Source organism: Streptomyces antioxidans (assembly GCF_000968685.2).
GTDB lineage: Bacteria > Actinomycetota > Actinomycetes > Streptomycetales > Streptomycetaceae > Streptomyces > Streptomyces antioxidans.
This window is the reverse complement of record NZ_LAKD02000072.1, coordinates 32,168-55,519: the sequence shown is the minus strand read 5'-3', so window position 1 is coordinate 55,519 and position 23,352 is coordinate 32,168. Positions and strand designations below refer to the sequence as shown.

General features: G+C 70.6%; 21 protein-coding genes. 9 read left to right on the top strand and 12 right to left on the bottom strand.

Annotated features, from left to right (window positions below):
• Positions 1–5 precede the first annotated feature (5 nt).
• Positions 6–3,023 carry an excinuclease ABC subunit UvrA gene (gene uvrA, locus VT50_RS25285; protein ID WP_046085662.1) on the bottom strand — a complete coding sequence of 1,006 codons (3,018 nt, stop codon included), beginning with the start codon at positions 3,021–3,023 and terminating at the stop codon, positions 6–8.
• Positions 3,024–3,347: 324 nt separating this feature from the next.
• Between uvrA and VT50_RS25280 the strand changes: the two genes are divergently transcribed.
• A complete protein-coding gene (locus tag VT50_RS25280; RefSeq protein ID WP_046085661.1) occupies positions 3,348–4,004 on the top strand; it encodes an MBL fold metallo-hydrolase in 657 nt (218 codons plus the stop codon).
• A gap of 48 nt (positions 4,005–4,052) precedes the next feature.
• Here the strand turns inward: VT50_RS25280 and VT50_RS25275 are convergent, their stop codons facing one another.
• The 4 genes from VT50_RS25275 to uvrB all read right to left on the bottom strand — a co-directional run bounded on the left by VT50_RS25275 (position 4,053) and on the right by uvrB (position 10,338).
• Positions 4,053–5,057, bottom strand: coding sequence for a TerC family protein (locus tag VT50_RS25275; RefSeq protein WP_046085660.1), 1,005 nt, complete (start codon positions 5,055–5,057; stop codon positions 4,053–4,055).
• Between the two features lie 258 nt (positions 5,058–5,315).
• Complete coding sequence (locus VT50_RS25270; RefSeq protein WP_046085659.1) at positions 5,316–7,256, bottom strand: TerD family protein; 1,941 nt, start codon at positions 7,254–7,256, stop codon at positions 5,316–5,318.
• A gap of 161 nt (positions 7,257–7,417) precedes the next feature.
• Positions 7,418–7,996 (bottom strand): TerD family protein, encoded by a 579-nt coding sequence (locus tag VT50_RS25265; protein ID WP_046085658.1) that lies wholly within the window; start codon positions 7,994–7,996, stop codon positions 7,418–7,420.
• A gap of 197 nt (positions 7,997–8,193) precedes the next feature.
• Complete coding sequence (uvrB, locus tag VT50_RS25260) at positions 8,194–10,338, bottom strand: excinuclease ABC subunit UvrB (protein ID WP_046085657.1); 2,145 nt, start codon at positions 10,336–10,338, stop codon at positions 8,194–8,196.
• A gap of 215 nt (positions 10,339–10,553) precedes the next feature.
• Here uvrB and VT50_RS25255 point away from each other — a divergent pair, with 215 nt between their 5' ends.
• Both VT50_RS25255 and VT50_RS25250 read left to right on the top strand, forming a co-directional pair.
• The gene (locus tag VT50_RS25255; RefSeq protein ID WP_046085656.1) at positions 10,554–11,447 is read left to right on the top strand and encodes a glycerophosphodiester phosphodiesterase; all 894 of its coding nucleotides are present in this window, start codon (positions 10,554–10,556) and stop codon (positions 11,445–11,447) included.
• 113 nt (positions 11,448–11,560) lie between these two features.
• Positions 11,561–12,232: a methylated-DNA--[protein]-cysteine S-methyltransferase gene (locus tag VT50_RS25250; RefSeq protein WP_078840663.1), complete on the top strand. Its 672-nt coding sequence runs from the start codon at positions 11,561–11,563 to the stop codon at positions 12,230–12,232.
• A gap of 60 nt (positions 12,233–12,292) precedes the next feature.
• On the opposite strand, the gene VT50_RS25245 is transcribed toward VT50_RS25250, so the two are convergent.
• Positions 12,293–12,940: a nucleoside/nucleotide kinase family protein gene (locus tag VT50_RS25245; RefSeq protein ID WP_046085655.1), complete on the bottom strand. Its 648-nt coding sequence runs from the start codon at positions 12,938–12,940 to the stop codon at positions 12,293–12,295.
• Between the two features lie 97 nt (positions 12,941–13,037).
• On the opposite strand from VT50_RS25245, the gene VT50_RS25240 reads away from it, so the two are divergent.
• Positions 13,038–13,580: a DUF1697 domain-containing protein gene (locus tag VT50_RS25240; protein WP_046085654.1), complete on the top strand. Its 543-nt coding sequence runs from the start codon at positions 13,038–13,040 to the stop codon at positions 13,578–13,580.
• A 53-nt stretch (positions 13,581–13,633) separates the two neighbouring features.
• Here the strand turns inward: VT50_RS25240 and VT50_RS25235 are convergent, their stop codons facing one another.
• On the bottom strand, positions 13,634–14,104 hold the full coding sequence (locus VT50_RS25235; RefSeq protein WP_240529306.1) for a type II toxin-antitoxin system PemK/MazF family toxin: 471 nt from the start codon (positions 14,102–14,104) through the stop codon (positions 13,634–13,636).
• A gap of 64 nt (positions 14,105–14,168) precedes the next feature.
• On the opposite strand from VT50_RS25235, the gene VT50_RS25230 reads away from it, so the two are divergent.
• Entirely contained in the window at positions 14,169–15,398 is a 1,230-nt protein-coding gene (locus VT50_RS25230) for an FUSC family protein (protein WP_046085653.1), read from the top strand.
• Positions 15,399–15,424: 26 nt separating this feature from the next.
• On the opposite strand, the gene VT50_RS25225 is transcribed toward VT50_RS25230, so the two are convergent.
• Positions 15,425–16,633 carry an ADP-ribosylglycohydrolase family protein gene (locus tag VT50_RS25225; RefSeq protein WP_107424885.1) on the bottom strand — a complete coding sequence of 403 codons (1,209 nt, stop codon included), beginning with the start codon at positions 16,631–16,633 and terminating at the stop codon, positions 15,425–15,427.
• 144 nt (positions 16,634–16,777) lie between these two features.
• Between VT50_RS25225 and VT50_RS25220 the strand changes: the two genes are divergently transcribed.
• Both VT50_RS25220 and VT50_RS25215 read left to right on the top strand, forming a co-directional pair.
• The gene (locus VT50_RS25220) at positions 16,778–17,083 is read left to right on the top strand and encodes a DUF6343 family protein (RefSeq protein ID WP_046085651.1); all 306 of its coding nucleotides are present in this window, start codon (positions 16,778–16,780) and stop codon (positions 17,081–17,083) included.
• Between the two features lie 167 nt (positions 17,084–17,250).
• The gene (locus VT50_RS25215) at positions 17,251–17,466 is read left to right on the top strand and encodes a hypothetical protein (protein ID WP_046085650.1); all 216 of its coding nucleotides are present in this window, start codon (positions 17,251–17,253) and stop codon (positions 17,464–17,466) included.
• A gap of 24 nt (positions 17,467–17,490) precedes the next feature.
• Here VT50_RS25215 and VT50_RS25210 read toward each other — a convergent pair whose 3' ends face one another.
• The 3 genes from VT50_RS25210 to VT50_RS25200 all read right to left on the bottom strand — a co-directional run bounded on the left by VT50_RS25210 (position 17,491) and on the right by VT50_RS25200 (position 19,695).
• Entirely contained in the window at positions 17,491–17,871 is a 381-nt protein-coding gene (locus VT50_RS25210; protein WP_046085649.1) for a tetratricopeptide repeat protein, read from the bottom strand.
• 232 nt (positions 17,872–18,103) lie between these two features.
• The gene (coaE, locus tag VT50_RS25205; protein WP_046085727.1) at positions 18,104–18,712 is read right to left on the bottom strand and encodes a dephospho-CoA kinase; all 609 of its coding nucleotides are present in this window, start codon (positions 18,710–18,712) and stop codon (positions 18,104–18,106) included.
• Positions 18,713–18,750: 38 nt separating this feature from the next.
• The gene (locus VT50_RS25200) at positions 18,751–19,695 is read right to left on the bottom strand and encodes a PAC2 family protein (protein ID WP_046085648.1); all 945 of its coding nucleotides are present in this window, start codon (positions 19,693–19,695) and stop codon (positions 18,751–18,753) included.
• Positions 19,696–20,031: 336 nt separating this feature from the next.
• Here VT50_RS25200 and VT50_RS25195 point away from each other — a divergent pair, with 336 nt between their 5' ends.
• Positions 20,032–20,502, top strand: coding sequence for a right-handed parallel beta-helix repeat-containing protein (locus VT50_RS25195; RefSeq protein ID WP_046085647.1), 471 nt, complete (start codon positions 20,032–20,034; stop codon positions 20,500–20,502).
• A gap of 85 nt (positions 20,503–20,587) precedes the next feature.
• Here VT50_RS25195 and rpsA read toward each other — a convergent pair whose 3' ends face one another.
• The gene (gene rpsA / locus VT50_RS25190) at positions 20,588–22,090 is read right to left on the bottom strand and encodes a 30S ribosomal protein S1 (RefSeq protein ID WP_046085646.1); all 1,503 of its coding nucleotides are present in this window, start codon (positions 22,088–22,090) and stop codon (positions 20,588–20,590) included.
• A 367-nt stretch (positions 22,091–22,457) separates the two neighbouring features.
• Between rpsA and VT50_RS25185 the strand changes: the two genes are divergently transcribed.
• Entirely contained in the window at positions 22,458–23,336 is an 879-nt protein-coding gene (locus tag VT50_RS25185; protein ID WP_046085645.1) for a class I SAM-dependent methyltransferase, read from the top strand.
• The last annotated feature ends 16 nt before the right edge of the window (positions 23,337–23,352 follow it).

Genomic DNA, 23,352 nt, shown 5'->3' with positions numbered 1-23,352 from the left:
TGGGACTACTTCGCGGCCGTCCGTTTGGAGGCGGCCGTGGTCTTGGCCGCCGCCTTCTTGGCCACGGTCTTCTTCGCCGCGGTCTTCTTGGCCGCCGTGGACTTGGCGGCGGTCTTCTTGGCGGAAGCCTTCTTGTCGGGCGCGCCGCCCTTGCGCGCGGCGGGCACCGTGGCGTCGCTCACCCGGTCGCCCAGCATGTCCCGCAGGAACTTCCCGGTGTGGCTGACCGGGATCGAGGCCACGTCCTCGGGGGTGCCCTCGGCGATCACCAGACCGCCGCCGCTGCCGCCCTCGGGCCCCATGTCCACGACCCAGTCGGCCGTCTTGATCACATCGAGGTTGTGCTCGATGACGATCACCGTATTGCCCTTGTCGACCAGTCCGGAGAGCACGCTGATCAGCTTGCTGATGTCCTCGAAGTGCAGACCGGTGGTCGGCTCGTCCAGCACATACACCGTGCGGCCGGTCGACCGCTTCTGGAGCTCACTCGCCAGCTTGACGCGCTGGGCCTCACCGCCGGAGAGGGTCGGCGCGGGCTGCCCGAGCCGGACATAGCCCAGCCCGACCTCGTTGAGGGTGCGCAGATGGCGGGCGATGGTGGGCACCGCCTCGAAGAAGTCCAGGGCCTCCTCGATGGGCATGTCCAGCACCTCGGCGATGGACTTGCCCTTGTAGTGCACCTCCAGGGTCTCCCGGTTGTAGCGCGCGCCATGGCAGACCTCGCACGGCACATACACATCCGGCAGGAAGTTCATCTCGATCTTGATGGTGCCGTCACCGGAGCAGTTCTCACAGCGGCCGCCCTTGACGTTGAACGAGAACCGACCGGGCTGGTACCCGCGGACCTTGGCCTCCATGGTCTCCGCGAACAGCTTGCGGACGTGGTCGAAGACGCCGGTGTACGTGGCCGGGTTGGAGCGCGGGGTGCGGCCGATGGGCGACTGGTCGACATGCACCACCTTGTCGACCAGATCGTCGCCCGCGACCCGGGTGTGCCGCCCGGGAACCGCCCGCGCACCGTTCAGCTCGCGGGCCAGATGGGTGTAGAGGATGTCGTTGACCAGCGTGGACTTACCCGATCCCGAGACGCCGGTGACGGCGGTGAGCACCCCGAGCGGGAAGGACACATCGATGTCCTGGAGGTTGTTCTCCCGGGCGCCGTGGACCGTAAGGCGCCGCTTGGGATCCATGGGCCGGCGCCCCGCCGGCAGCGGGATGGCCTTCTTGCCGGACAGATAGTGGCCGGTCACCGACTCCTGGTTGACCAGCAGCTCGCTCAGCGGGCCGCTGTGCACCACCTTGCCGCCGTGCTCGCCCGCGCCCGGGCCGATGTCCACCACCCAGTCCGAGGTCTTGATGGTGTCCTCGTCGTGCTCCACGACGATCAGGGTGTTGCCCAGGTCGCGCAGCCGCACCAGCGTCTCGATCAGCCGGTGGTTGTCGCGCTGGTGCAGGCCGATGGAGGGCTCGTCCAGCACATAGAGCACACCGACCAGACCGGAGCCGATCTGGGTGGCCAGCCGGATGCGCTGGGCCTCGCCGCCGGAGAGGGTGCCCGCGGCGCGGTTGAGCGAGAGGTAGTCCAGGCCGACGTCGACCAGGAACCGCAGCCGCTCGTTGACCTCCTTGAGGACCCGCTCGGCGATGGTCTTCTCGCGCTCGCTCAGCTCCATGCCGCGCAGGAACTCGGCGCATTCGCTGATCGACATCGCCGAGACATCCGCGATGGACTTGTCCTGCACGGTGACGGCCAGGACGATCGGCTTCAGGCGGGTGCCCTCACAGGTGGGGCAGGGCACCTCGCGCATATAGCCCTCGAACCGCTCCCGGCTGGCGTCGCTCTCCGCCTCAGAGTGGCGCCGCTTCACAAAGGGCAGCGCGCCCTCGAAGGCCGTGGTGTACGCCCGCTGGCGGCCGTAGCGATTGCGGTAGCGGACCTCGATCTGGGTGCGGTGGCCGTTGAGCAGCGCCTTCTTGGCGCGCTGCGGAAGCCCCGCCCAGGGGACGTCCGTACGGAAGCCGAGCGCGTCGGCGAGCGCGCCGACCAGGCGGCCGAAGTAGTCCTTGGTGTGGCCGTGGGACCAGGGGTGGATGGCGCCCTCGTCCAGCGACTTCTCCTCGTCCGGGACGATCAGCTCCGGATCGACCTCCATCCGGGTGCCGATGCCCGTGCACTCCGGGCATGCGCCGAAGGGCGAGTTGAAGGAGAAGGTGCGCGGCTCAAGCTCCTCGAAGGACAGGTCGTCGTACGGGCAGTAGAGATGCTCGGAGAACATCCGCTCCCGCTGCGGGTCGTCCTCCGCCAGGTCCACGAAGTCGAGGATCACCATGCCGCCGGAGAGGCCCAGCGCGGTCTCCACCGAGTCGGTCAGCCGGCGCTTGGCGCTGTCCTTGACGGTGAGGCGGTCCACGACCACCTCGATGGTGTGCTTCTCCTGCTTCTTCAGCTTCGGCGGGTCGGAGAGCTGGATGGTGGCGCCGTCCACCCGGGCGCGGCTGTAGCCCTTGGTCTGGAGATCGGAGAAGAGGTCGACGAACTCCCCCTTGCGCTCGCGCACCAGCGGGGAGAGCACCTGGAAGCGGCTGCCCTCGGGGAGCTCAAGCACCCGGTCCACGATCGCCTGCGGCGACTGGCGGGCGATCGGACGGCCGCACTCGGGGCAGTGCGGCTTGCCGATGCGGGCGAACAGCAGCCGGAGGTAGTCATAGACCTCGGTGATGGTGCCGACCGTCGAGCGCGGGTTCCGCGAGGTCGACTTCTGGTCGATCGACACCGCGGGGGACAGGCCCTCGATGAAGTCCACATCGGGCTTGTCCATCTGCCCCAGGAACTGGCGGGCGTAGGAGGAGAGCGACTCGACGTACCGGCGCTGCCCCTCGGCGAAGATCGTGTCGAACGCGAGGGACGACTTGCCCGACCCGGACAGCCCGGTGAAGACGATGAGCGAGTCGCGAGGAAGGTCGAGTGAGACGTTCTTGAGGTTGTGCTCGCGAGCGCCACGAACGATGAGACGGTCGGCCACGCCGGTCGGCACCTTTCTTGAGTGAGTCGGGGTGCGCCGAGCCCGCTCGCGGGGCGGCCCTGCGATCGGAGCAGAGGCGGAGCGGAGCGAAGCCCCCAACCCAGGGTATGGGGGCACGACGACGATGTCTTAAGGATGCAGCACACCGAGCCTATAGCACGCACATTCGATTTGCGGGACGTGGGAGCCGACTTCACCCGATCGTGTAGTACGGACCGGGGTCGCCGACACCGGCTCACCGCACACATCCGTACAAGCTTCACCGGACACCGGATATTCCCCCGCCACAGCCACCCACAGCGCCTCCGCACTAGGCTTGAGGCCATGACCTACAGCGGAGTGGTGACGGTCGGCGGACCGGCCGATGTACATGAACTGCCCGATCTCATGATCTCGAAGGTCGCGGTGGGCCCCATGGCCAACAACGCCTATCTGCTGCGCTGCCGCGCCACCGACGAGCAGCTGCTGATCGACGCCGCCGCGGAGCCGCACACCCTGCTCTCCCTCATCGGCGAGAGCGGGATCGCGTCCGTGGTCACCACCCACCGCCACCCCGACCACTGGGGCGCGCTGCGCGAGGTGATGGAGGCCACCGGCGCCCGCACCTACGCGGGCCGCTACGACGCGGAGGGCATCCCGGCGCGGACCGATGTGCTGGTCGAGGACGGCGACACGCTGCGGGTCGGCCGGGTCGAGCTGACCGCGCGCCATCTGGTCGGCCACACCCCGGGCAGCATCGCCCTGATCTATGACGACCCGCACGGTCATCCGCACGCGTTCACCGGCGACTGCCTGTTCCCTGGCGGGGTCGGTAACACCCGTAAGGATCCCAAGGCGTTCGAGAGCCTGATCAACGACGTCGAGACCAAGCTCTTCGACCAGCTCTCCGACGAGACCTGGGTCTACCCCGGCCACGGCGACGACACCACCCTCGGCGCCGAGCGCCCGCACCTCGGGGAGTGGCGCGAGCGCGGCTGGTAGCTGTCCAGCGCCCGGCGCCGTACGGCCGCCGGGCGCTCTCGGGCGCCGTCAGATGTCGACGCCGCCCTTGTCCCGGGCCCGGTCCTCCCCGCTTCCCGCCTCCGCCAGGGCCTGCTTCTTCGAGGCGTACAGACTGGTGGCCGTGGTGACGGCGAGCACCGCGCAGATGACGCCGAGCGAGACCGGGATGCTGATCTCCGGGACATCCACCCCGGACTCGTGCAGCGCGTGCAGCACCAGCTTGACGCCGATGAAGCCGAGGATGATCGACAGCCCGTACGAGAGGTGGACCAGCCTCTTGAGGAGGCCGCCGATCAGGAAGTACAGCTGGCGCAGGCCCATCAGCGCGAAGGCGTTGGCAGTGAAGACGATGTACGGATCCTGGGTGAGGCCGAAGATCGCGGGAATCGAGTCCAGCGCGAAGAGGATGTCGGTGGTGCCGATCGCCAGCATGACGATCAGCATCGGGGTCATCAGCCGCTTGCCGTTCTCCACGATGAACAGCTTGGTGCCGTGGTACTGGTCGGTGGAAGGGAACCGCTTCTCGACCGCCTTGAGCAGCCGGTTCTCCTCGAACTCCGCTTCCTCCTCATCGGCCCGCGCCTCCTGGATGAGCTTCCAGGCCGTCCAGATGAGGAAGGCGCCGAAGATGTAGAAGACCCAGGCGAAGGTCGAGACCATCGCGGCGCCGGCGGCGATGAAGACCGCGCGCAGCACCAGGGCGATGAGCACGCCCACCATCAGCACGCGCTGCTGGTAGATCGTCGGCACGGCGAACTTCGCCATGATCAGGACGAAGACGAAGAGGTTGTCGACGCTCAGCGACTTCTCGGTGATGAAGCCCGCGAAGAACTCGCCGGAGGGCTGGCCGCCCGCGAAGAACAGCAGCCCGAGCCCGAAGAGCCCGGCGAGGGCGACCCAGACGCCGGTCCAGATCCCGGCCTCCTTGATGGAGACCTCATGCGGCTTGCGGCCGCCGATGAAGAAGTCGACGGCGATCAGGGCGCAGAGGCCGATGATCGTCAGCCCCCACATGGTCACGGAAACGTCCACGGGTCCTCCGGCATCCGTACGGCAGTCTCAGCGTCGTCGCTGCCGGAGGTCTCTTCCGCCCATGGACCGCGCCGTGGACCGGTGTCCCGGGATTCCATCCGGCCTCCTGGTACCGGACGGAATCCGTGGTGGCGGGAACACCGCTAGGGAGTACTCCCCTCCGCGTAAAGAGAGTACAGGAATCCCCATGAGAGAGTAAAGAGAAAGACAAAAGACCTGGTCAGAGCGATCAGACCTGGTCAGCCGCCATGGGGCCGGTCAGCTGCCATAGGACTCGCGCGCCCGTGCGGCCTTCAGGGCCTGGGCGGCCCTCCCCGCCTCCCCCAGCACCTGGCCCAGCACCCCGCTGCCCGTCGGCACCGTCGGCGGCTCGTACGTCCACGCATGGCCCACCCAGGGGTCGGCGAGGTGGTCGTCGGCCACCGGGGTGAGCCGCAGCAGCGACCGCCACAGCGGGTCCAGCACCGGACCGTAGGCCCGCGCGTCCTCACGGTCGGCGACCATCATCAGATGCACGCCCACCGAGGGCCCCTCGTCCGCCAGATAGCGCAGCTGGGTGACGGCCCGGTCGTCGAAGCCGTGCGGGAAGTCATGGACGATCAGCAGCTGCTCGGCGGTGTCCAGGTCCGGCGGCAGCGCGTCCGTGGCCCCGCTGCGGATCGCCATCTGCACCAGGTCGACACGCTGGGTCAGCGCGGCGAGCACCGCCGAGACCCCCTGGGCCCCGGCCGCCGGCGGCTCGGCCAGCACCCCGGCCCCCACCAGCGGCGCCAGCGAGCCCGCGGCCGAACCCGCCGGGTCGATCACCCGCACCGCGAACTCCCCCGCCGGATAGACGGCCAGCATCCGCGCCGCGATCGCCACCGCCGTGTCCGCCGCCAGCCTGCGCAGCTCACCGGAGTCGGCCGGTTCGTCGAACGAGCCCGAGCGGCCGGCGTCGATCCACAGCCCCCGCTCCAGCGGCAGCCGCACCAGCATGGGGATGTGCAGATCGGCGCGCTCCGGAAGGTGGAGATCGCCCAGGCGCAGGGCCATCGGAACCTCCATCGGCACCTGGTACGCCTGCCACACCGGGCTGTCCCAGCGGGCGAAGGCGTACGGCAGCGCGGGCTCCACCACCTCGGCCTCGGCGATGAGCTGCTCCAGATCGCGGTCGAGGGCGGTCCGGGCCTGCTCGACCAGGTCGGTGTGCTTGGCCCGCGCCTCGGCCCGGGCGGAGTCGGCGGCCGGGCCCACCCGGGTGCGCGGGTCGGAGAGCACCCGGTCCAGCTCCTGCTCCATACGGGACTCGGCGAAGTCCACGGCGCTGCGATAGGCCGCGGCCGTCCGGGCCAGGTCCTCGAACATCCCCCAGACCTGGTTGTAGAGCCGCTCGTCCATGGACCAGCCGGAGGCGTCGCCCGCGACCGGCCGGGCGGGCTCTCCGGGCGCGGCGGGCGGCGCCGCGGGCGGGGGCGTGGGCGGCGCTGCCGTACGGCGGCCCGGGTGCTGGTAGTCGATGGACCCTCCGGCGGCGGGCGTGCCCGATGGCTGCTGCGACGGGTTCTGCGGCTGCGTGGGGGCCAGGTCGGTGCCGCCGTCCGGGGCGGCCGTACGCACCCGGCCGTCGCCCTCCTGGCGGGGCGGGGGCTGGGCGACCGAGCGGGCCATGCCGCGGGCCACCGCCTCGTTGATCCGCGCCGCGAGGCCGGCGCCCTGCTCCAGCCCCTGGTCCTGCAGCATGGCGGCCAGCCCGCCCGCGTACCCCTGGCCGATGGCGCGCACCTTCCAGGCGCCCTGCCTGCGGTAGAGCTCCAGGGCCGCCACCGCGGACTCCGAGTCCAGGTCGGTGATGGTGTAGCTGGCGATCTCGGTGCCGTCGAGGCCGGTGACGGCGATGAACGGCGCGGCCATGGCGCCGAACCGGGCCGGGCCACCGACGCCGGTCGGCAGTGCGAGCAGCACGGTGACCCGGTGGATGTGCTCGGGCACCGCGTCGAGGTCCACGGCGAGCCGGTGGGCGGCCGCCGCCTGTTTGGGCACTTCCAGCCCGGCCAGTTGGGGCGAGGCTGGATGCGCGACCCATTCGTCGCCGTGCACCGTGCCCCGCTCATCGCCGAGTGTCGCCCCGGACACGATCGGATTGCCCGCAGAGATCCGGATCTCCAAACGGGTCTGGGGCAGCGGGTGGTTCTGCCCTCGGACCAGCTCGGCCGTCATGGCTGCGTCCCCTCGTTGTATTCCGCTGTGTGCCGTACATATGGGTGGTGGTGCGGTGGTGCGGTGAGCGCGTCGGCCCGGCGAGCTCTGCTCAACCGGGCCGACGCGCTCATCTGGGCGGTGCGCCGTGATCCCGGCGGTACGCCCTTACGGATGCGGCTTTACAGATGCGGCAGGATGTGCGGCATCAGGTCCTGGAAGGTGCGGCCGTTGGCCGGCTCGCCGACCGCCTTCATCTGCCAGGCGCCGCCCGCGCGCTGCACCGTGGCCATGATCTGGGCGGTGTACTGCCCGCCGCCGGTGAGGGTGTAGCGGGCGAGCTCCTGGCCGTTGGTCTCGTCCACCAGCCGGCAGAACGCGTTCTGCACCTCGGCGAAGGTCTGGCCGGTGAAGGAGTTCACCGTGAAGACGATCTGGTCGATGTGAACGGGCACCCGCTGGAGGTCGACCAGGATGGACTCGTCGTCGCCGCCCTGTCCGGCGCCGCCCACGAGGTTGTCACCGGTGTGGCGGACCGAGCCGTCGTCGCTGACCAGGTGGCGGAAGAAGACGACGTCGGTCGGCTGCTTGTCCGCGAAGAGGACGGCCGACGCGTCGAGGTCGATCTCCCGCGTACGGGAGCCGAACAGCCCGCGGCGGGGCGCCGCCTGCCAGCCCAGCCCCATCCGCACCGCGGTCAGAGTGCCCCCGTCAGCCTTCTGCAGGCTGATGGCCTGTCCCTTGGACATGTTGACCGTCACGCGCTGTCCCTACTCTCATCTCTCGATTCCCCGTGGCCGCCGCGGGTGTGCGGCCATGACCGCGCCGTACGCACGGCCCTTCCGAAAACCCTATGCACTACCGCCGGGGCTCCGGCCGGACGAGCGGACTTTTGTGTCGGTCTTGCAACACAGGGAACCCAACGGGCGCCCCGGTGGGAACCCGGGGCGCCCGGTGATCAGGAGACTCCGGCCTCCCTCATCTGCCGCAGCTCCCTCTTCAACTCCGATACCTCGTCGCGCAGTCGAGCCGCCACCTCGAACTGAAGCTCCGCCGCGGCGGCCCGCATGCGGTCGGTCAGCTCCTCGATCTGCTCGGCGAGCTCGGCCGCGGGCCGGTCGGTCAGCACCGCCTCCTTGGCCTTGCCCTTGGCCGCCTTGGCCTTGCCGCCCTTGGCCGCCTTGCCGCCGGCCGCCGGCTCGGCCGCCTTCCCGCCCCGGCCCTCCTTGCCCTTGCGGTAGCCGGTGCCCAGCAGCTCCTCCGTGTCCACGTCCTCGCGGGCGATCTGGGCCACGATGTCGTTGATCTTCTTGCGCAGCGGCTGCGGATCGATCTTGTTGGCCGTGTTGAACGCGATCTGCTTCTCGCGGCGGCGGTTGGTCTCGTCGATGGCCTTCGCCATCGCCGGGGTGACCTTGTCGGCGTACATATGCACCTGGCCCGAGACGTTACGGGCGGCACGGCCGATGGTCTGGATCAGCGAGGTGCCCGAGCGCAGGAAGCCCTCCTTGTCGGCGTCCAGGATGGCGACCAGCGAGACCTCGGGAAGGTCAAGGCCCTCCCGCAGCAGGTTGATGCCCACCAGCACATCGAACTCACCGGCGCGCAGCTCGCGCAGCAGCTCGACCCGGCGCAGGGTGTCCACGTCGCTGTGCAGATAGCGCACCTGGATGCCCAGCTCGAGCATGTAGTCGGTGAGGTCTTCGGCCATCTTCTTGGTGAGGGTGGTGACCAGGACCCGCTCGTCCTTCTCGGTGCGGGTGCGGATCTCATGGATGAGATCGTCGATCTGGCCCTCGGTCGGCTTGACGACGACCTCCGGGTCGACCAGCCCGGTGGGGCGGATGATCTGCTCCACGAAGCCGTCACCGCGGGACATCTCGTAGGTCCCCGGGGTGGCGGAGAGATAGACCGTCTGGCCGACGCGCTCCAGGAACTCCTCCCACTTCAGCGGGCGGTTGTCCAGCGCGGAGGGCAGCCGGAAGCCGTGCTCGATCAGGGTCCGCTTCCGGGAGGCGTCGCCCTCGTACATCGCGCCGATCTGCGGCACCGTGACATGCGACTCGTCGATGACCAGGAGGAAGTCCTCCGGGAAGTAGTCCAGCAGGGTGTGCGGCGGGGAGCCGGTCTCACGGCCGTCGATGTGCAGCGAGTAGTTCTCGATGCCGGAGCAGGTGCCGATCTGCCGCATCATCTCGATGTCGTAGGTGGTGCGCATCCGCAGCCGCTGGGCCTCCAGCAGCTTGCCCTGCTTCTCCATCCGGGCCAGGGTCTGCTCCAGCTCGGCCTCGATCCCGGCGATGGCCTTCTCCATGCGCTCGGGCCCGGCCACATAGTGGGTGGCCGGGAACACATACAGCTCCTGGTCGTCACTGATCACTTCGCCGGTGAGCGGATGGAGCGTGGAGAGCGCCTCGATCTCGTCGCCGAACATCTCGATGCGGACCGCGAGCTCCTCGTAGACCGGGAAGATCTCGATGGTGTCGCCGCGGACCCGGAAGGTGCCCCGGGTGAACGCCATGTCATTGCGGCTGTACTGGATATCGACAAAGCGACGCAGCAGCTGATCGCGGTCGATCTCGTCGCCGACCTTGAGCTGCACCATACGGTCCACGTACTCCTGCGGCGTACCGAGGCCGTAGATGCAGGAGACGGAGGCCACCACGACCACGTCACGCCGGGTGAGCAGCGAGTTCGTCGCCGAGTGGCGCAGCCGCTCCACCTCCTCGTTGATCGAGGAGTCCTTCTCGATGTAGGTGTCCGACTGCGGGACGTACGCCTCCGGCTGGTAGTAGTCGTAGTACGAGACGAAGTACTCGACCGCGTTGTTCGGCAGCAGCTCGCGGAACTCGTTGGCCAGCTGGGCCGCCAGCGTCTTGTTCGGAGCCATGACCAGCGTGGGCCGCTGCAGTTTCTCGATCATCCATGCGGTGGTCGCGGACTTGCCGGTGCCGGTCGCACCGAGCAGGACGACATCCCTCTCCCCCGCGCGGACGCGCCGGTCGAGGTCGGCGATGGCGGTGGGCTGGTCACCGCTGGGCTGATAGGGGCTGACGACCTCGAAGGGCGCCACCTTGCGTTCGAGCTGAGTTACGGGCCGCATGAGACCAACGGTACGACTCGCCACTGACAACGGCGGAGCGCTCGTCCGCGCCACCCCGGCCCCGGCCTTCCGGACGGATTCGGGCGATCATGCGCATGATGTCGCCCGTGGCACGAATTTTCAGCCCATCCGGTATCTATCCTCCACTGCCGCGCATCTGGGACCCTCTGCCCGTCCATGAGTCGGACGAGAACCAGACGACGCGAGGAGTCCGTATGCAGATCCGCCCGGCCGCCGCGTTAACCGGCGCGCTCATCGGGATGTCCGCGCTCTTCCTCCCCACGGCCACGGCCCAGGCCACCGGCCGGACGACGCACCACCACCACCACCACCACCCGGTCACCGTGGCCCATCGCGGCGCCTCCGGGTACGCCCCCGAGAACACCCTGGCCGCCGTCGACGCCGCCGACGACCTGGGCATCGACTGGGTGGAGAACGACATCCAGCGCACCAGGGACGGCGAGCTGATCGTCATGCACGACACCACGCTGAACCGGACCACCGATGTGGAGCAGGTCTTCCCGGACCGCGCGCCCTGGAAGATCTCCGACTTCACCCTCGACGAGATCGAGAAGCTGGACGCCGGAAGCTGGTTCGGCCCCGACTTCCAGGGCGAGACGGTGCCCACCCTGGAGGAGTACATGGACCGGGTTTCGGACAACCACCAAAAGCTCCTGCTGGAGCTCAAGGCTCCCGAGCTCTATCCGGGGATCGAACGCCAGACACTGCGGGAGCTGCGCAGAGAGGGCTGGCTTGACCACCGGCACAAGCGGCGGCTGATCGTCCAGAGCTTCAACGCCGAATCCGTACGGACGGTCCACCGGCTGCGGCCGGACGTCAAGACGGGTTTCCTGGGCACCCCGGCCGTCGCCGACCTGCCGGAGTACGCCGAGTTCTCCGACCAGATCAACCCCAGCTACCCGACCATCGACGCCAGCTATGTGGCCGCGGTGCGGTCGGTGGACGGGGCGCACGGCAAGCCGCTGGAGGTCTACACCTGGACCGTCAACGACGGCCCGACGGCGGTCTCGGTCGCGGGCATGGGCGTGGACGGCATCATCACCAACAAGCCCGATGTGGTCCGGGACGCCCTCGACGACGCCTCGTGATCCACGGCCGCCCCTGACCGGGCGCCCCGTCGGCCGACCGGCGGGGCGCTGTCAGTGGGGGGTATGGGGCGCCGTGGAGGGGCGCTGTCAGTGGGGGGTTCTACGCTGAAGGCGTGACGATCGCAGAGCGGCAGACACAGCCGGACCCGCGGGAGCGGACGGAACAGCCGGAGCGCCCGGAGGGGCGGGAGGCGCGCGCCTGGACCTGGGCGGTCCTGGCCACACCCATCGGCCCGCTGCTGCTCGCGGCCACCGACGAGGGGCTGGCCCAGGTGGTCTTCCACGCGGAGGAGAAGGCGGCGGCGGAGGCCGTCGCCAGGCTGACACGCCGCCTCGGCGCAGAGCCCACCGCCGCGCCGCCCGGGGCCAGCGGTACCGAGGCCGCCCCGCCCGCCCCGTCCGCCCCGTCCACACCTCGCAGTGCCGGGCATCTCGCCGAGGCGATACGGCAGTTGGAGAGCTATTTCGCGGGGGGCACCAAGGCGTTCACCCTCTCCCTGGACTGGTCCCTGATCACCGGCTTCAACCGCCGGGTGCTGCGCGAGCTGGCCGCGCACGTGCCCTACGGCACGGTCGTCGGGTATCAGAACCTCGCCGACCGGGTGGGCGAGCCGGGCGCGGCCCGCGCCGTCGGCGTGGCCATGGGGAGCAATCCACTGCCGGTCGTGGTGCCGTGCCATCGAGTGGTGGAGAGCGGCGGGGGCATCGGCGGCTTCGGTGGCGGGCTGGAGACCAAGCGCCACCTGCTGGCGCTGGAAGGCGTCCTTCCGCGGCCGCTCTTCTGAGGCGTTCTTCTGAGGCGTTCTTCTGAATCGTTTGTGCGCACCGCCGCGAAACGCATCCGGCTACGGTTCCGGGCGGTGCCAGGCCGGATGCCGGGGGTCGTCCATCCGCACCACCACATCCGCCGCCTCCCCGGGCCCCACCTCGTCCTCGTAGCGCGCGAAGGCGGGCAGGGTCCAGCGGTCGCCCTCGTCGGTGCGGCGGGCGAGGGCGGCCGGGGACAGCCGCAGATGCACCGAGAGGTCGAACGGGAACCAGTGCCCCAGCAGCAGCGCGCCGTGCAGCAACAGCACCCCGCCCGGCGGAAGTTCGGCGTACGGGCTGCGCGTGGCCCGGTCGGTCTCCGGATCCCACAGGTCGGGCAGCACCCGCCCGGTGCCGCCGGGACCCGGTTCCAGCGGATCGAAGACCTCGCGCCACAGGGCGCCGGTGTCGAGCCAGCGGTCGTAGTACGCGTCGGGGTCCCGCTTCCCGTACTCGTAGCGCAGCGAGGCGGGCCGCCAGAACCCCGCCGCCGCGACCACCAGTGCCGGCCGGCCGAGGACGCGCAGCGCCTCCGCCAGATCCCGCGCCAGCTCGCCCGTGGGGGCCGCCGGAGCCCCGTCGACGGCCACCCTCAGCCAGGGGCCGCCGTCCGCCGCCGTCAGCCCGGCGATGCGGTCGGCGGTCTCGTCGGTCAGCCGTTCCCAGGTGATCGCTTCGAGCCGCACGCCCCCATCATGCCGGGGCCCGGGGGCCACGGGGGATCTGGGGCTCCGGGCTCCAGGGCCCCAGGCCGCTGGTGCCCCGGAGAGGTACCCTCCGGCCATGGCCTCTCAGATAGCGCTGCTCCGCGGCATCAATGTGGGCGGGAACAGGAAGTTCCCCATGGCTCGGCAGCGTGAGCTGATGGCCGAGCTGGGCTTCGAGGACGTCACCGTCCACCTCCAGACCGGCAATATCGTCTTCGCCGACCCCGGCACCCCGCCCGAGCAGACGGCCCGCACTCTCGAGGACCACTTCGCCGCCGGTCTCGGCTTTCCCGTGGAGGTCATGGTCCGTACCCGCGACGAGCTGGCCGCGGCGATCGGGGCCAACCCCTATCCGGAGGCCGTGGCCGAGCCCAAGAGCCTGCACGTGGTCTTCCTCACGGACGTGCCCGCGGACCCGGCCGCGCTGGACGCACTCGATCAGGCCGCCCACGCCCCCGATGCGTTCCGCCTCATCGGCCGCGAGATCTTCCTGCACTGCCCGGACGGGATCGGCCGCTCCAAGCTGGCCGCGAAGGTCACCAACGCCCGGCTCGGAGTGCGGGCCACCGCCCGCAACTGGAACACGGTCACCAAGCTGCTGGCGCTGGCCGACGGCTGAGACGCGCCCCCAGACGTTCCCTCAGCACCGGCCGTGGCCCCGCCGGGCCGCGCTCAGCTCCAGCCGTACCGCTGCCGCAGCCGCAGCACGACCAGGTCGAAGCGCGGCCGGTCGAGGGCGCAGGCCTCGCGCCGCATCCCGTCCGGGTGCAGCCGCAGCACCCGGTCCACATCGACCCATGACTCCCGCCCGGCCCGGTCCCACGGCCCGGAGCCGATCGGCACCCACTCACGGTCGCCGTCGTGCCGCTTGCTGGACAGCTGCACGGCGAGCAGCGTCCCGGCCCGCTCCCGCGCGACCACCAGCACCGGCCGGTCCTTGCCGCGACCGTCGTTCTCCTCGTACGGCACCCATGTCCAGACGATCTCGCCGGGGTCCGGGTCCCCGTCCGGATCGGGTGCGTACTGCGTCCGTACCCGCCCGACCTGGCGCGGATGGGCCTCGACGGTGGCGGCCGGGCCGGTGCTCCCGGGAAGCGCCGCGCCGTCCCCCGTCCCCTGCGTTCCGTTGAATGGGCTGATCACGCCGGACACGTTAACCCGTCCGCGAAGCCCGATGACATGGCGGCCCCCTCGACGTGGAAAGGGCATGTACGTGCCCGATGTTCTCGACCCACTGGCGGAGGTCGTCAAACGGCGCCATGACCCGGTCGTGGTGCAGACCGTGCGCTCCACGGCGGCCGCGACCATCGCCTATGTCGTCGCCCTCGAGCTCAGCAAGGAACCCGCCCCGCTCACCGCCCCGCTGACCGCCCTCCTGGTCGTCCAGGTCACCCTCTACGCGACCCTCACCAGAAGCCTCCGCAGGGTCGAGGCCGTGGTCGTGGGCGTCCTGATCGCCGTGGCCTTCAGCGTGCTGGTGGGGCTGACCTGGTGGAGCCTGTGTCTGATCATCCTCGCCGCCCAGACCGCCGGCTACCTCACGCGCGTGGGCGACTGGGTCCAGGAGGTGGCGATCAGCGCCATGCTGGTCCTCGGTGTGGCGCAGGTGACCACTTACGCCTGGGACCGGGTGCTGGAAACCCTCATCGGGGCCGGTGTCGGCATGGCCTTCAACTTCTTCCTCGCCCCTCCGGTGTGGGTCCAGACGGCCGGGAAGTCCATCGAGGACCTGGCCCGCCGGATGCGTCAGCTGCTGCTGCACATCGGCGAGGAGCTGGGCGGCCAGGTGGGCGTCGACCGCGCCGCCGCCCGGCTCTACGAGGCCCGCCTCCTCGACCACGACATCTCCCAGGTCGACGCCGCCCTCCGGCAGGCGGAGGACAGCGTGCGGCTCAACCCCCGCGTCAAGGAGGGCCTGCTCTACCGCGTGGTGCTCCGTACCGGCCTGGACACGCTGGAGATCTGCACCGTCATCCTGCGCGTCATGACCCGCACCCTGACCGACCTCGCCAGGGCGCGGACGGACGAACCCCTCTTCCCCCCGGACGTGGCCGACGCCCTTAAGGACCTCTTCGCCCATCTCGCCGCCGCCGTCGAGAGCTTCGCGATCCTGGTCACCACCCAGGTCAGCGCCAACGCCGAAGAGGCCGAATCCCGGCTCTCCAGCGAGTTGGTCAAGGCCCACGCCAGCCGCGACCGCGGCGCCGACCTCCTGCTGCGCCGCGTCCAGGAGCACCCCCGCCAGTGGCAGCTGCACGGTGCCCTGCTGGCGGAGATCGACCGCATCCTCGACGAACTCGACATGGAGGCCCGCTCCAAGCGGCTCATGGAAGAGCTCGACCGCAGCACCCGCGAGAAGCGCGAGCGCTTCCGCTTCCTCCACAAGCTGCGGCGCCGGGTACGGCGCGGCCGTACGGATGGCTCCGGAGCGGTCTGAGCCCCCCCGGGGCCTTAAGGGGGCGGTCAGTTGAGCGGGTAGCGGTCGCGGGGGAAGACCACGTCGTCGTAGGGCTCGTACAGCTCTACCGAGCGGTGGAACTCGGCGGCGAAGTCATCGGCGAGTTCGGCGATCGTGCCGCGGCCCTCGGTCAGGGCCAGCCAGGACGGCGGAAGGCGGAGGTCGCCGTGGTGGGCACCGAGGATGTTGCCGCAGATCGAGCCCGTCGAATCGCTGTCGCCCGAGTGGTTGACGGAGAGCAGCAGGGCCGCCTGGACGGGGGTGCGCGGGGGCGTCGGATCGTAGCTGATCTCACCGCCCGGACCGTACAGGATCTGCTGGGCGGGGGTGCGGGCCAGGGCGCTGTACACCGCGATGGCCAGGGCCTCCTCGGCGACCCAGCCGCCGCCGAGCGATTCTGCCTTCTCGGGCGTCGGCTCGCCCTCGGCCGCCAGGTCGACCGCCTTGCGGAGGACGGCGGTGGTCTCCTCGTGGCCGGGGTAGCGGGCCAGGAGCTCCAGGGTGCGCAGGGTCGCGCCTTCTAGGGACTCGCCGTCGAGCAGGCACGCGATCATGGCGGCCAGGGCGCCGGCCGCGTTGTAGCCCGTCGGATGGCCGTGGGTGATCTGGGCGCAGCGGGCGGCGAGTTCGAAGCAGTCACGGGGGGCGAGCCCGGTGAGGCCGAACGGCGCCGAGCGCATCACGGTGCCGCAGCCCTTGGAGCCGGTGTTCACCGGGCCGGGGGTGCCGTCGAGGGGCGCGCGCGGGGCGGGGACGTGCTTCGCGGTGAGGCCGGAGAGGCAGGCGTTGCCGGGGGCGCGGCGGGCGTACAGCCAGGGCTGGGTGCGCAGCCAGCCGGAGCGGACCAGGTCCCCGGTGCCCTCCGCGGGCGGCGGACCGGGGTGGTTCTGGGTGTCCAGCCAGCGCAGATAGGCATGGCGGACAACGGCGGTCTCAATTCCCCCGAGGCCCTTGGACGAGCTTCTGGCGTGGGCCCGTATCAGGCCCTCGGCCGTGAAGAGGGTCATCTGGGTGTCATCGGTGACCCGGCCCACGACTCCGCTGCCGTCCGGGACGAGGGTGGTGACGCCGGTGGCGCCATGGGTCTCGCGGATCGACCGCAGGGACAGGAACTCGATGGGATTGCCGAGGGCGTCACCGATCGCCCCGCCCAGCAGGCAACCGCGGATGCGGGCCCGCTTGGCGGCGGTTTCGTCCCATGACTGGCGGATCACTGGCAGCTCCTCATCGTCCTGGTTCCCTGCCGTCCCGGGTGGATGCATACGACATGATCTCAGCTGTCGGTGGGCGCCCCCCGGCGGTAGATTCGAGAGGGCAGAAAGCGGAAGGAAGCGGCCGAAAACGGGAGATGCGGTGCCATGCCGATGCGGCTGATCCGAACGGGCGATGAACCGGTACACGCGCGCAGTCCGCTGCGGATGCGGCTGGGGCTGGCCGCATGGGGGCTGCTCTGGACGCTCGGCGGCGCGGTGGCCTTCGCGGTGGTGGGACGCCCGGGCTGGGCGGCGGCGTGCGGGGCGCTCGCCGTCATCACGCTGATCGACCTCGTCCTGGTCATCCGGCACATCCGGCAGGGGCCGCACTATCAGCCGGGCCGGGATGTGCCGCCGTACGCACCGATGGCCGAGCGCGGCCGGGGCCGCGGGCGGCGACGGGCTCCGTAAGGCGGCGTCGGCGTCTCGCCGCTGAAGCGTGGGCACCGTAAGGCGGGCACGGCACCGTAAGGCGGGCACGGCCTCCGGCGGTGGCGGGATATCGACGGCGGGGAGCACCCCGTTCCGGGGGATACTGCCCAGTACCAGCTGAGTACCTGCCGCGACAGGGGGCCGTCATGGGGGTGCTGGCGATCGGCATCGCGCTCTGTGCGCTCGGGCTGATGCTCTCCGGGACCGGAGAGCCATACGGGCGGCGGGAGGTGCGGCGGGGCCCGGAGGCCCCTCCGCACGACCCTTACGACATCGCCCGTCAGCGCGGAGTGGCGCTCGGGCTCGGCGGGGTGGTGCTGCTGGGCGCGGTGGTCCTCGGCGGCTTCGCGCTCTGGCGCTGACCGGGGGCCAGGCCCGCGCCCCGGCTATCCGCTCCGGCCCCCCTTCTCCTCGAACCGGGCCGCCTCGACGAAGTCCGGGCGCGGATCGAGCGCCGCGGCCAGCCGGAAGTGGCGGGTGGCCTCGGACGGGCGGTTGGCCCGCTCCAGGGTGCGGGCCAGGGCGAAGTGAGCGAAGGCGTTGTCCGGCTCGCGCTCCAGGACGAGCTGGAACTCCAGCTCAGCCGAGCGCAGCTGGGCCGCGCCGAAGAAGGCACGGGCCCGGAGCAGCCGGGCAGCCGTGTTCTCGGGGTGGGCGCTGATGACCGAGTCGAGCAGCTTCACGGCGCCCCGTGGATCTCGGGCGGCCAGCAGCTGCTCAGCGGCGCGGAAGTCGATGACGTGGGTCTCGGGCGTGGGCTCGGGCACAGCCGTTTCCTTCCCCGGGTACGTACTCCGTGGTGAGGCGTCGGATGAGGTGGGGGATGGGATGAACCGATACGGATGATCGTTCGCTACGGGGTGCACAACAATCACCCCGCACGGCGCATTCCCCGCCACGAGCCGCCGCACGCGCCCCGCCCCGCCCCGGCTCGCCGCTCCCCCGCCCGGCTCAGCCCCGGGCGCTCCGTACGCCTCCGCCCCGCCCCGGCTCGACCGCTCAGCCCTCCGCCGTGGCCGCTCGCCGGGCCAGATCCGCCCAGGCCCTTCTGACCTGCGGCTCCAGCGCCTCGATCGGGCCATTGTTGTCGATCACGACATCGGCGATCGCCAGCCGCTCCGCGCGGGTGGCCTGTGCCGCCATCCGGGCCCGCGCCTCGTCCTCGGCCATGCCGCGCAGCCGCACCAGCCGGTCCAGCTGGGTCTCGGGCGTGGCGTCCACGACCATGACCAGGTCATAGAGCGGCGCCAGCTCGTTCTCGGCCAGGAGGGGGACGTCATGGACGACCACGGCGTCGGGCGCGGCCGCCGTCTGGAGTTCGGCGGAGCGGTCCCGGACCAGCGGGTGGATGATCGCGTTCAGCGCGCTCAGCCGCTCCGGGTCGTTGAAGACGATCCCGCCCAGCCTGGGCCGGTCCAGACGGCCGTCGGCGGTCAGCACCTCGGACCCGAACTCGGCGACCACGGCGGCCAGTCCCGGCGTGCCCGGCTCGACCACCTCGCGAGCGATCCGATCCGAGTCGATCAGTACCGCTCCCAATGAGGTCAGGATCCGTGAGACCTCGCTCTTGCCCGCGCCGATTCCGCCCGTGAGCCCCAGGTTCAGCATGGGGCCCACGCTATACGGCGGGTCGGTGGGGCTGTCGGTCAGGCTCCGCCGTCGCCCTCGCGCTCGGCGAGGAACCGTTCGAACTCCGCGCCCAGTTCATCCGCCGAGGGCAGCTCGGTCGGCTCCGCGACCAGATTTCCGCGGCTCTCGGCCCCGGCCACCGCGTCGTACTGGTGCTCAAGGCCCCGTACGAGCGCGACCAGCTCCTCATCGCCCTCCGCGATCTGCCGCTCGATCTCCTCCTGCGTCCTGAGGGCGTCGTTGCGCAGGGCGTGGGTGGGCCCCGGCAGCACCAGACCGGTGGCCGCGGTAATGGCCTCCAGCGCGGTGAGCGCCGCGTCCGGGTAGGCCGACCGGGCCAGATAGTGCGGCACATGCACGGCGACGCCGAGCACATCGCGGCCCGCCTCGGCCAGCCGGTACTCGATCAGGGACTCCGCGCTGCCGGGCACTTGGGCCTCGTCGAAGTAGCCCCGGTGACCGGGCATCAGATCGGTGCGATTGCCGTGCGGGGTGATGCCGACCGGCCGGGTGTGCGGCACGCCCATCGGGATGCCGTGGAAGTTCACCGCGAGCCTGACGCCCAGCCGCTGGACCATCTGCCGCACGGCCGCCGCGAACCGCTCCCACTCCACATCCGGTTCGGGCCCGGTGAGCAGCAGGAACGGGGCCGCGGTCGCGTCGCGCACCAGATGCAGCTCGATCTTCGGGGTCTCGTACGCCGTCCACCGGTCCCGCTGGAAGGTCAGCAGGGGACGACGGGCCCGGTAGTCGACCAGCCGGTCATGGTCGAAGCGCGCGACCACCTTGCGCGGCAGACCGTCGAGCAGCCGCTCCACGATCTGGTCCCCGGTCTCGCCGGCGTCGATATAGCCGTCGAAGTGGTACAGCAGCACCAGCCCGGCCGAGTCCCGCGAGGCTATCGCGTCGACCTCCGCCAGCCCGCTCGGTTCCCATGCGTACAACTCCTGCGGATCATGCACTGTGACCGCTCCTCCTCGTGTTCGCACCGAAGAACACCGAATGGGGGCGGGGGCATTCCCCGGGTGGGGTCTTCGATGATTCCCCGGGCGGGACCTCCGAGGTCCTGGCGGCCCCGAACCCCGTCTCCGAGGGGCCCACTTGGGCGAGGTTTCCCACGCCCCACGGGGGTGGACGGAAGCGGCCCGATCTCGACGTCGGCGCACGTCGCGGGGTTGACGCGCATATGCGGCACGCCTATCTTCGCCAGCCGTCAGCCGTTCACCATGTCATCCGGCGTTCACTGGTCAGAACCTCGCGCGTTCACCTCCGGCCACGGCACAGGAAGGCAGCCTCGTATGCACTCCCCCGGCCGCACCGCCACCCGATTACGCACCCTCCTCATCGCCATCGCCGCCGGGCTGATCGCCACCGGCGGGCTGATCGCGTCGGGCACGACCGGGCGGGAGGCTCCCGCCGCCCGCGCCGCCTCCGTCGTCCCGATCTCCGTCGAGGACACGGACGGGCTCAGGAAGGCCCTTGCCGGGGCCCGGCCCGGCGATACGATCCGGCTCGCCGACGGCCGGTACCGCGGCGGCTTCGAGATCACCGCCTCCGGCACCTCCGGCTCGCGGATCACCCTCACCGGCTCCCCGAAGGCGGTCCTCACCGCGAGCGGGGGCTACGGGCTGCGGCTGAACGGCGCCTCGTACTGGACCGTCAGGGGGATCACGGTCCGCGGCGGCGAGGAGGGCATCAGGATCGACGGCGCCCGGGGCGTGACCGTTGACTCCGTTTCGGTCAGTGTGCGGCGCCATGGGCATGCGTAAGGCCCGCCCCCCAGGGGGAGCGGGCCTTACCTGCTCAGCTGGTGCCAGCTAGTGGCAGCTGCTGGTGCCGACTAGCGGCGGCTGGTCAGCTCTGGCCGCCGGCCAGCTTCTCGCGGAGCGCGGCCAGCGCCTCGTCCGAGGCCAGGGCGCCGGAGTTGTCGGTCGACTCCGAGGAGTACGAACCGCCGCCGGCCGCCTGCCCGCCCGGGGCCGGGGCGGCGCTACCCGCCTCGGCAGCGGCCTGCTCGTCGGCCTCGCGGGACTTGATGACCTGCGCCTGGTGCTGCTCGAAGCGCTGCTGCGCCTCGGCGTACTGGCGCTCCCACTCCTCGCGCTGCTTCTCGTAGCCCTCGAGCCAGTCGTTGGCCTCGGGGTCGAAGCCCTCGGGGTAGATGTAGTTGCCCTGGTCGTCGTAGGACGCGGCCATGCCGTACAGGGTCGGGTCGAACTCGACCACGGACGGGTCGGCACCGAAGGACTCGTTGGCCTGCTTCAGCGAGAGGCTGATGCGGCGGCGCTCGAGGTCGATGTCGATGACCTTGACGAAGATCTCGTCGTTGACCTGGACGACCTGCTCCGGGATCTCCACGTGGCGCTCGGCCAGCTCGGAGATGTGGACCAGGCCCTCGATGCCCTCGTCCACCCGGACGAACGCACCGAACGGCACCAGCTTGGTGACCTTACCCGGGACGACCTGACCGATCTGGTGGGTCCGGGCGAACTGCTGCCACGGGTCCTCCTGGGTCGCCTTGAGCGACAGGGAGACGCGCTCGCGGTCCATGTCGACGTCCAGGACCTCGACCGTGACCTCCTGGCCGACCTCGACGACCTCGGAGGGGTGGTCGATGTGCTTCCAGGACAGCTCCGAGACGTGGACGAGACCGTCGACGCCGCCCAGGTCCACGAACGCGCCGAAGTTGACGATGGAGGAGACGACGCCGGAGCGCACCTGGCCCTTCTGGAGGGTGGTGAGGAAGGTCTGGCGGACCTCGCTCTGGGTCTGCTCCAGCCAGGCGCGGCGGGACAGGACCACGTTGTTGCGGTTCTTGTCGAGCTCGATGATCTTCGCCTCGAGCTCCTTGCCCACGTAGGGCTGCAGGTCGCGAACGCGGCGCATCTCCACCAGGGAGGCGGGGAGGAAGCCACGGAGGCCGATGTCGAGGATGAGACCACCCTTGACGACCTCGATGACGGTACCGGTGACGATCCCGTCCTCTTCCTTGATCTTCTCGATGGTGCCCCAGGCGCGCTCGTACTGGGCGCGCTTCTTCGAGAGGATCAGTCGGCCTTCCTTGTCCTCCTTCTGGAGGACAAGGGCCTCGATCTCGTCGCCGACGGCGACGACCTCGTTGGGGTCGACGTCGTGCTTGATCGACAGTTCGCGAGAGGGGATGACGCCTTCGGTCTTGTAACCAATGTCGAGCAGGACCTCGTCCCGGTCGACCTTCACGATGACGCCGTCGACGATGTCGCCGTCGTTGAAGTACTTGATCGTCTCGTCGATCGCGGCGAGGAAGGCTTCCTCGGAACCGATGTCGTTGACCGCCACCTGCGGGGTGGTGCGGGTTGCCTCGGTGCTGCTCGTCATGTGGAAAAGGGCTCCGGTACGGACATGAAGTCGTAGGTACTGCTACGCCGAGGACCCTTATCGCACCGCCGAAGCCGGACAGCCTTGGAGACGCCGATTCTTTCCGATGTCAGGAATCGAAAAGCACTAGCGCCTCGACAACCGAGGGGACATACAACAGATGCGAGCGCGGCCTGCTCCGTCCGAGGCGCACAGGCCCGCAGCGCAACTTGTAGCATACGGGGGCAGCCGGGCATGGTCAATGCACGAAGAGCACACGCGGGGATTAACGCCCCGAACCCGGCAAATTGCATGGTCCGTACTGCGACGCGGTTCTCACCGTGCCCCGCAGCCACAGGTCGATACAGAGAGTACGACGACGCGCGCGATGGTCCAAGAACACGAGCCCAGCACCCCTGGGGAGGCCGCCGAGCCGACGGCCACCCGCCGGATCGCCGACACGGCGGAGAGCAGCCGGGCCAACCGGGGCTGGTGGGACCGCAACGCGGATGAGTACCAGGAGGAGCACGGCGCCTTCCTGGGCGACGACCGGTTCATATGGGGCCCGGAGGGGCTGGACGAGGCGGAGGCCGGGCTGCTTGGCCCGGCGGCGGCGCTCAAGGGGCGCGATGTGCTGGAGGTGGGCGCGGGCGCCGCGCAGTGCGCCCGCTGGCTGGCCGCGCAGGGGGCGCGGCCGGTGGCGCTCGACCTCTCCCACCGGCAGCTGCGGCACGCGCGGCGGATCGACGCGGAGGCGGCGGTCCCCGGGGCCTCCGGAGCTCGGAGCGGCGACGCGGCCGGGGTCGCGCTGGTGCAGGCCGACGCCACCGCCCTGCCCTTCCGGGACGGCTCGTTCGACCTGGCGTGCTCCGCGTACGGGGCGGTGCCGTTCGTGGCCGAGCCGGTGCGGGTGATGCGCGAGGTGCGCCGGGTGCTGCGGCCGGGCGGACGGTGGGTCTTCTCGGTGACGCACCCGATCCGCTGGGCGTTCCCCGACGAACCGGGCCCCGAGGGGCTGTCCATCGCCGCCTCCTACTTCGACCGCACGCCCTATGTGGAGCAGGACGGGTCGGGCCGGGCCGTCTATGTGGAACACCACCGGACGCTGGGCGACCGGGTGCGGGACGTGGTGGCCGGGGGCTTCCGGCTGGTCGACCTGATCGAGCCGGAGTGGCCCGCGTGGAACCACCAGGAATGGGGCGGCTGGTCCCCGCTTCGGGGGAACCTCATCCCGGGCACGGCGATCTTCGTGTGCGAGCGGGACTGAGCGGGATCGGGGCGGA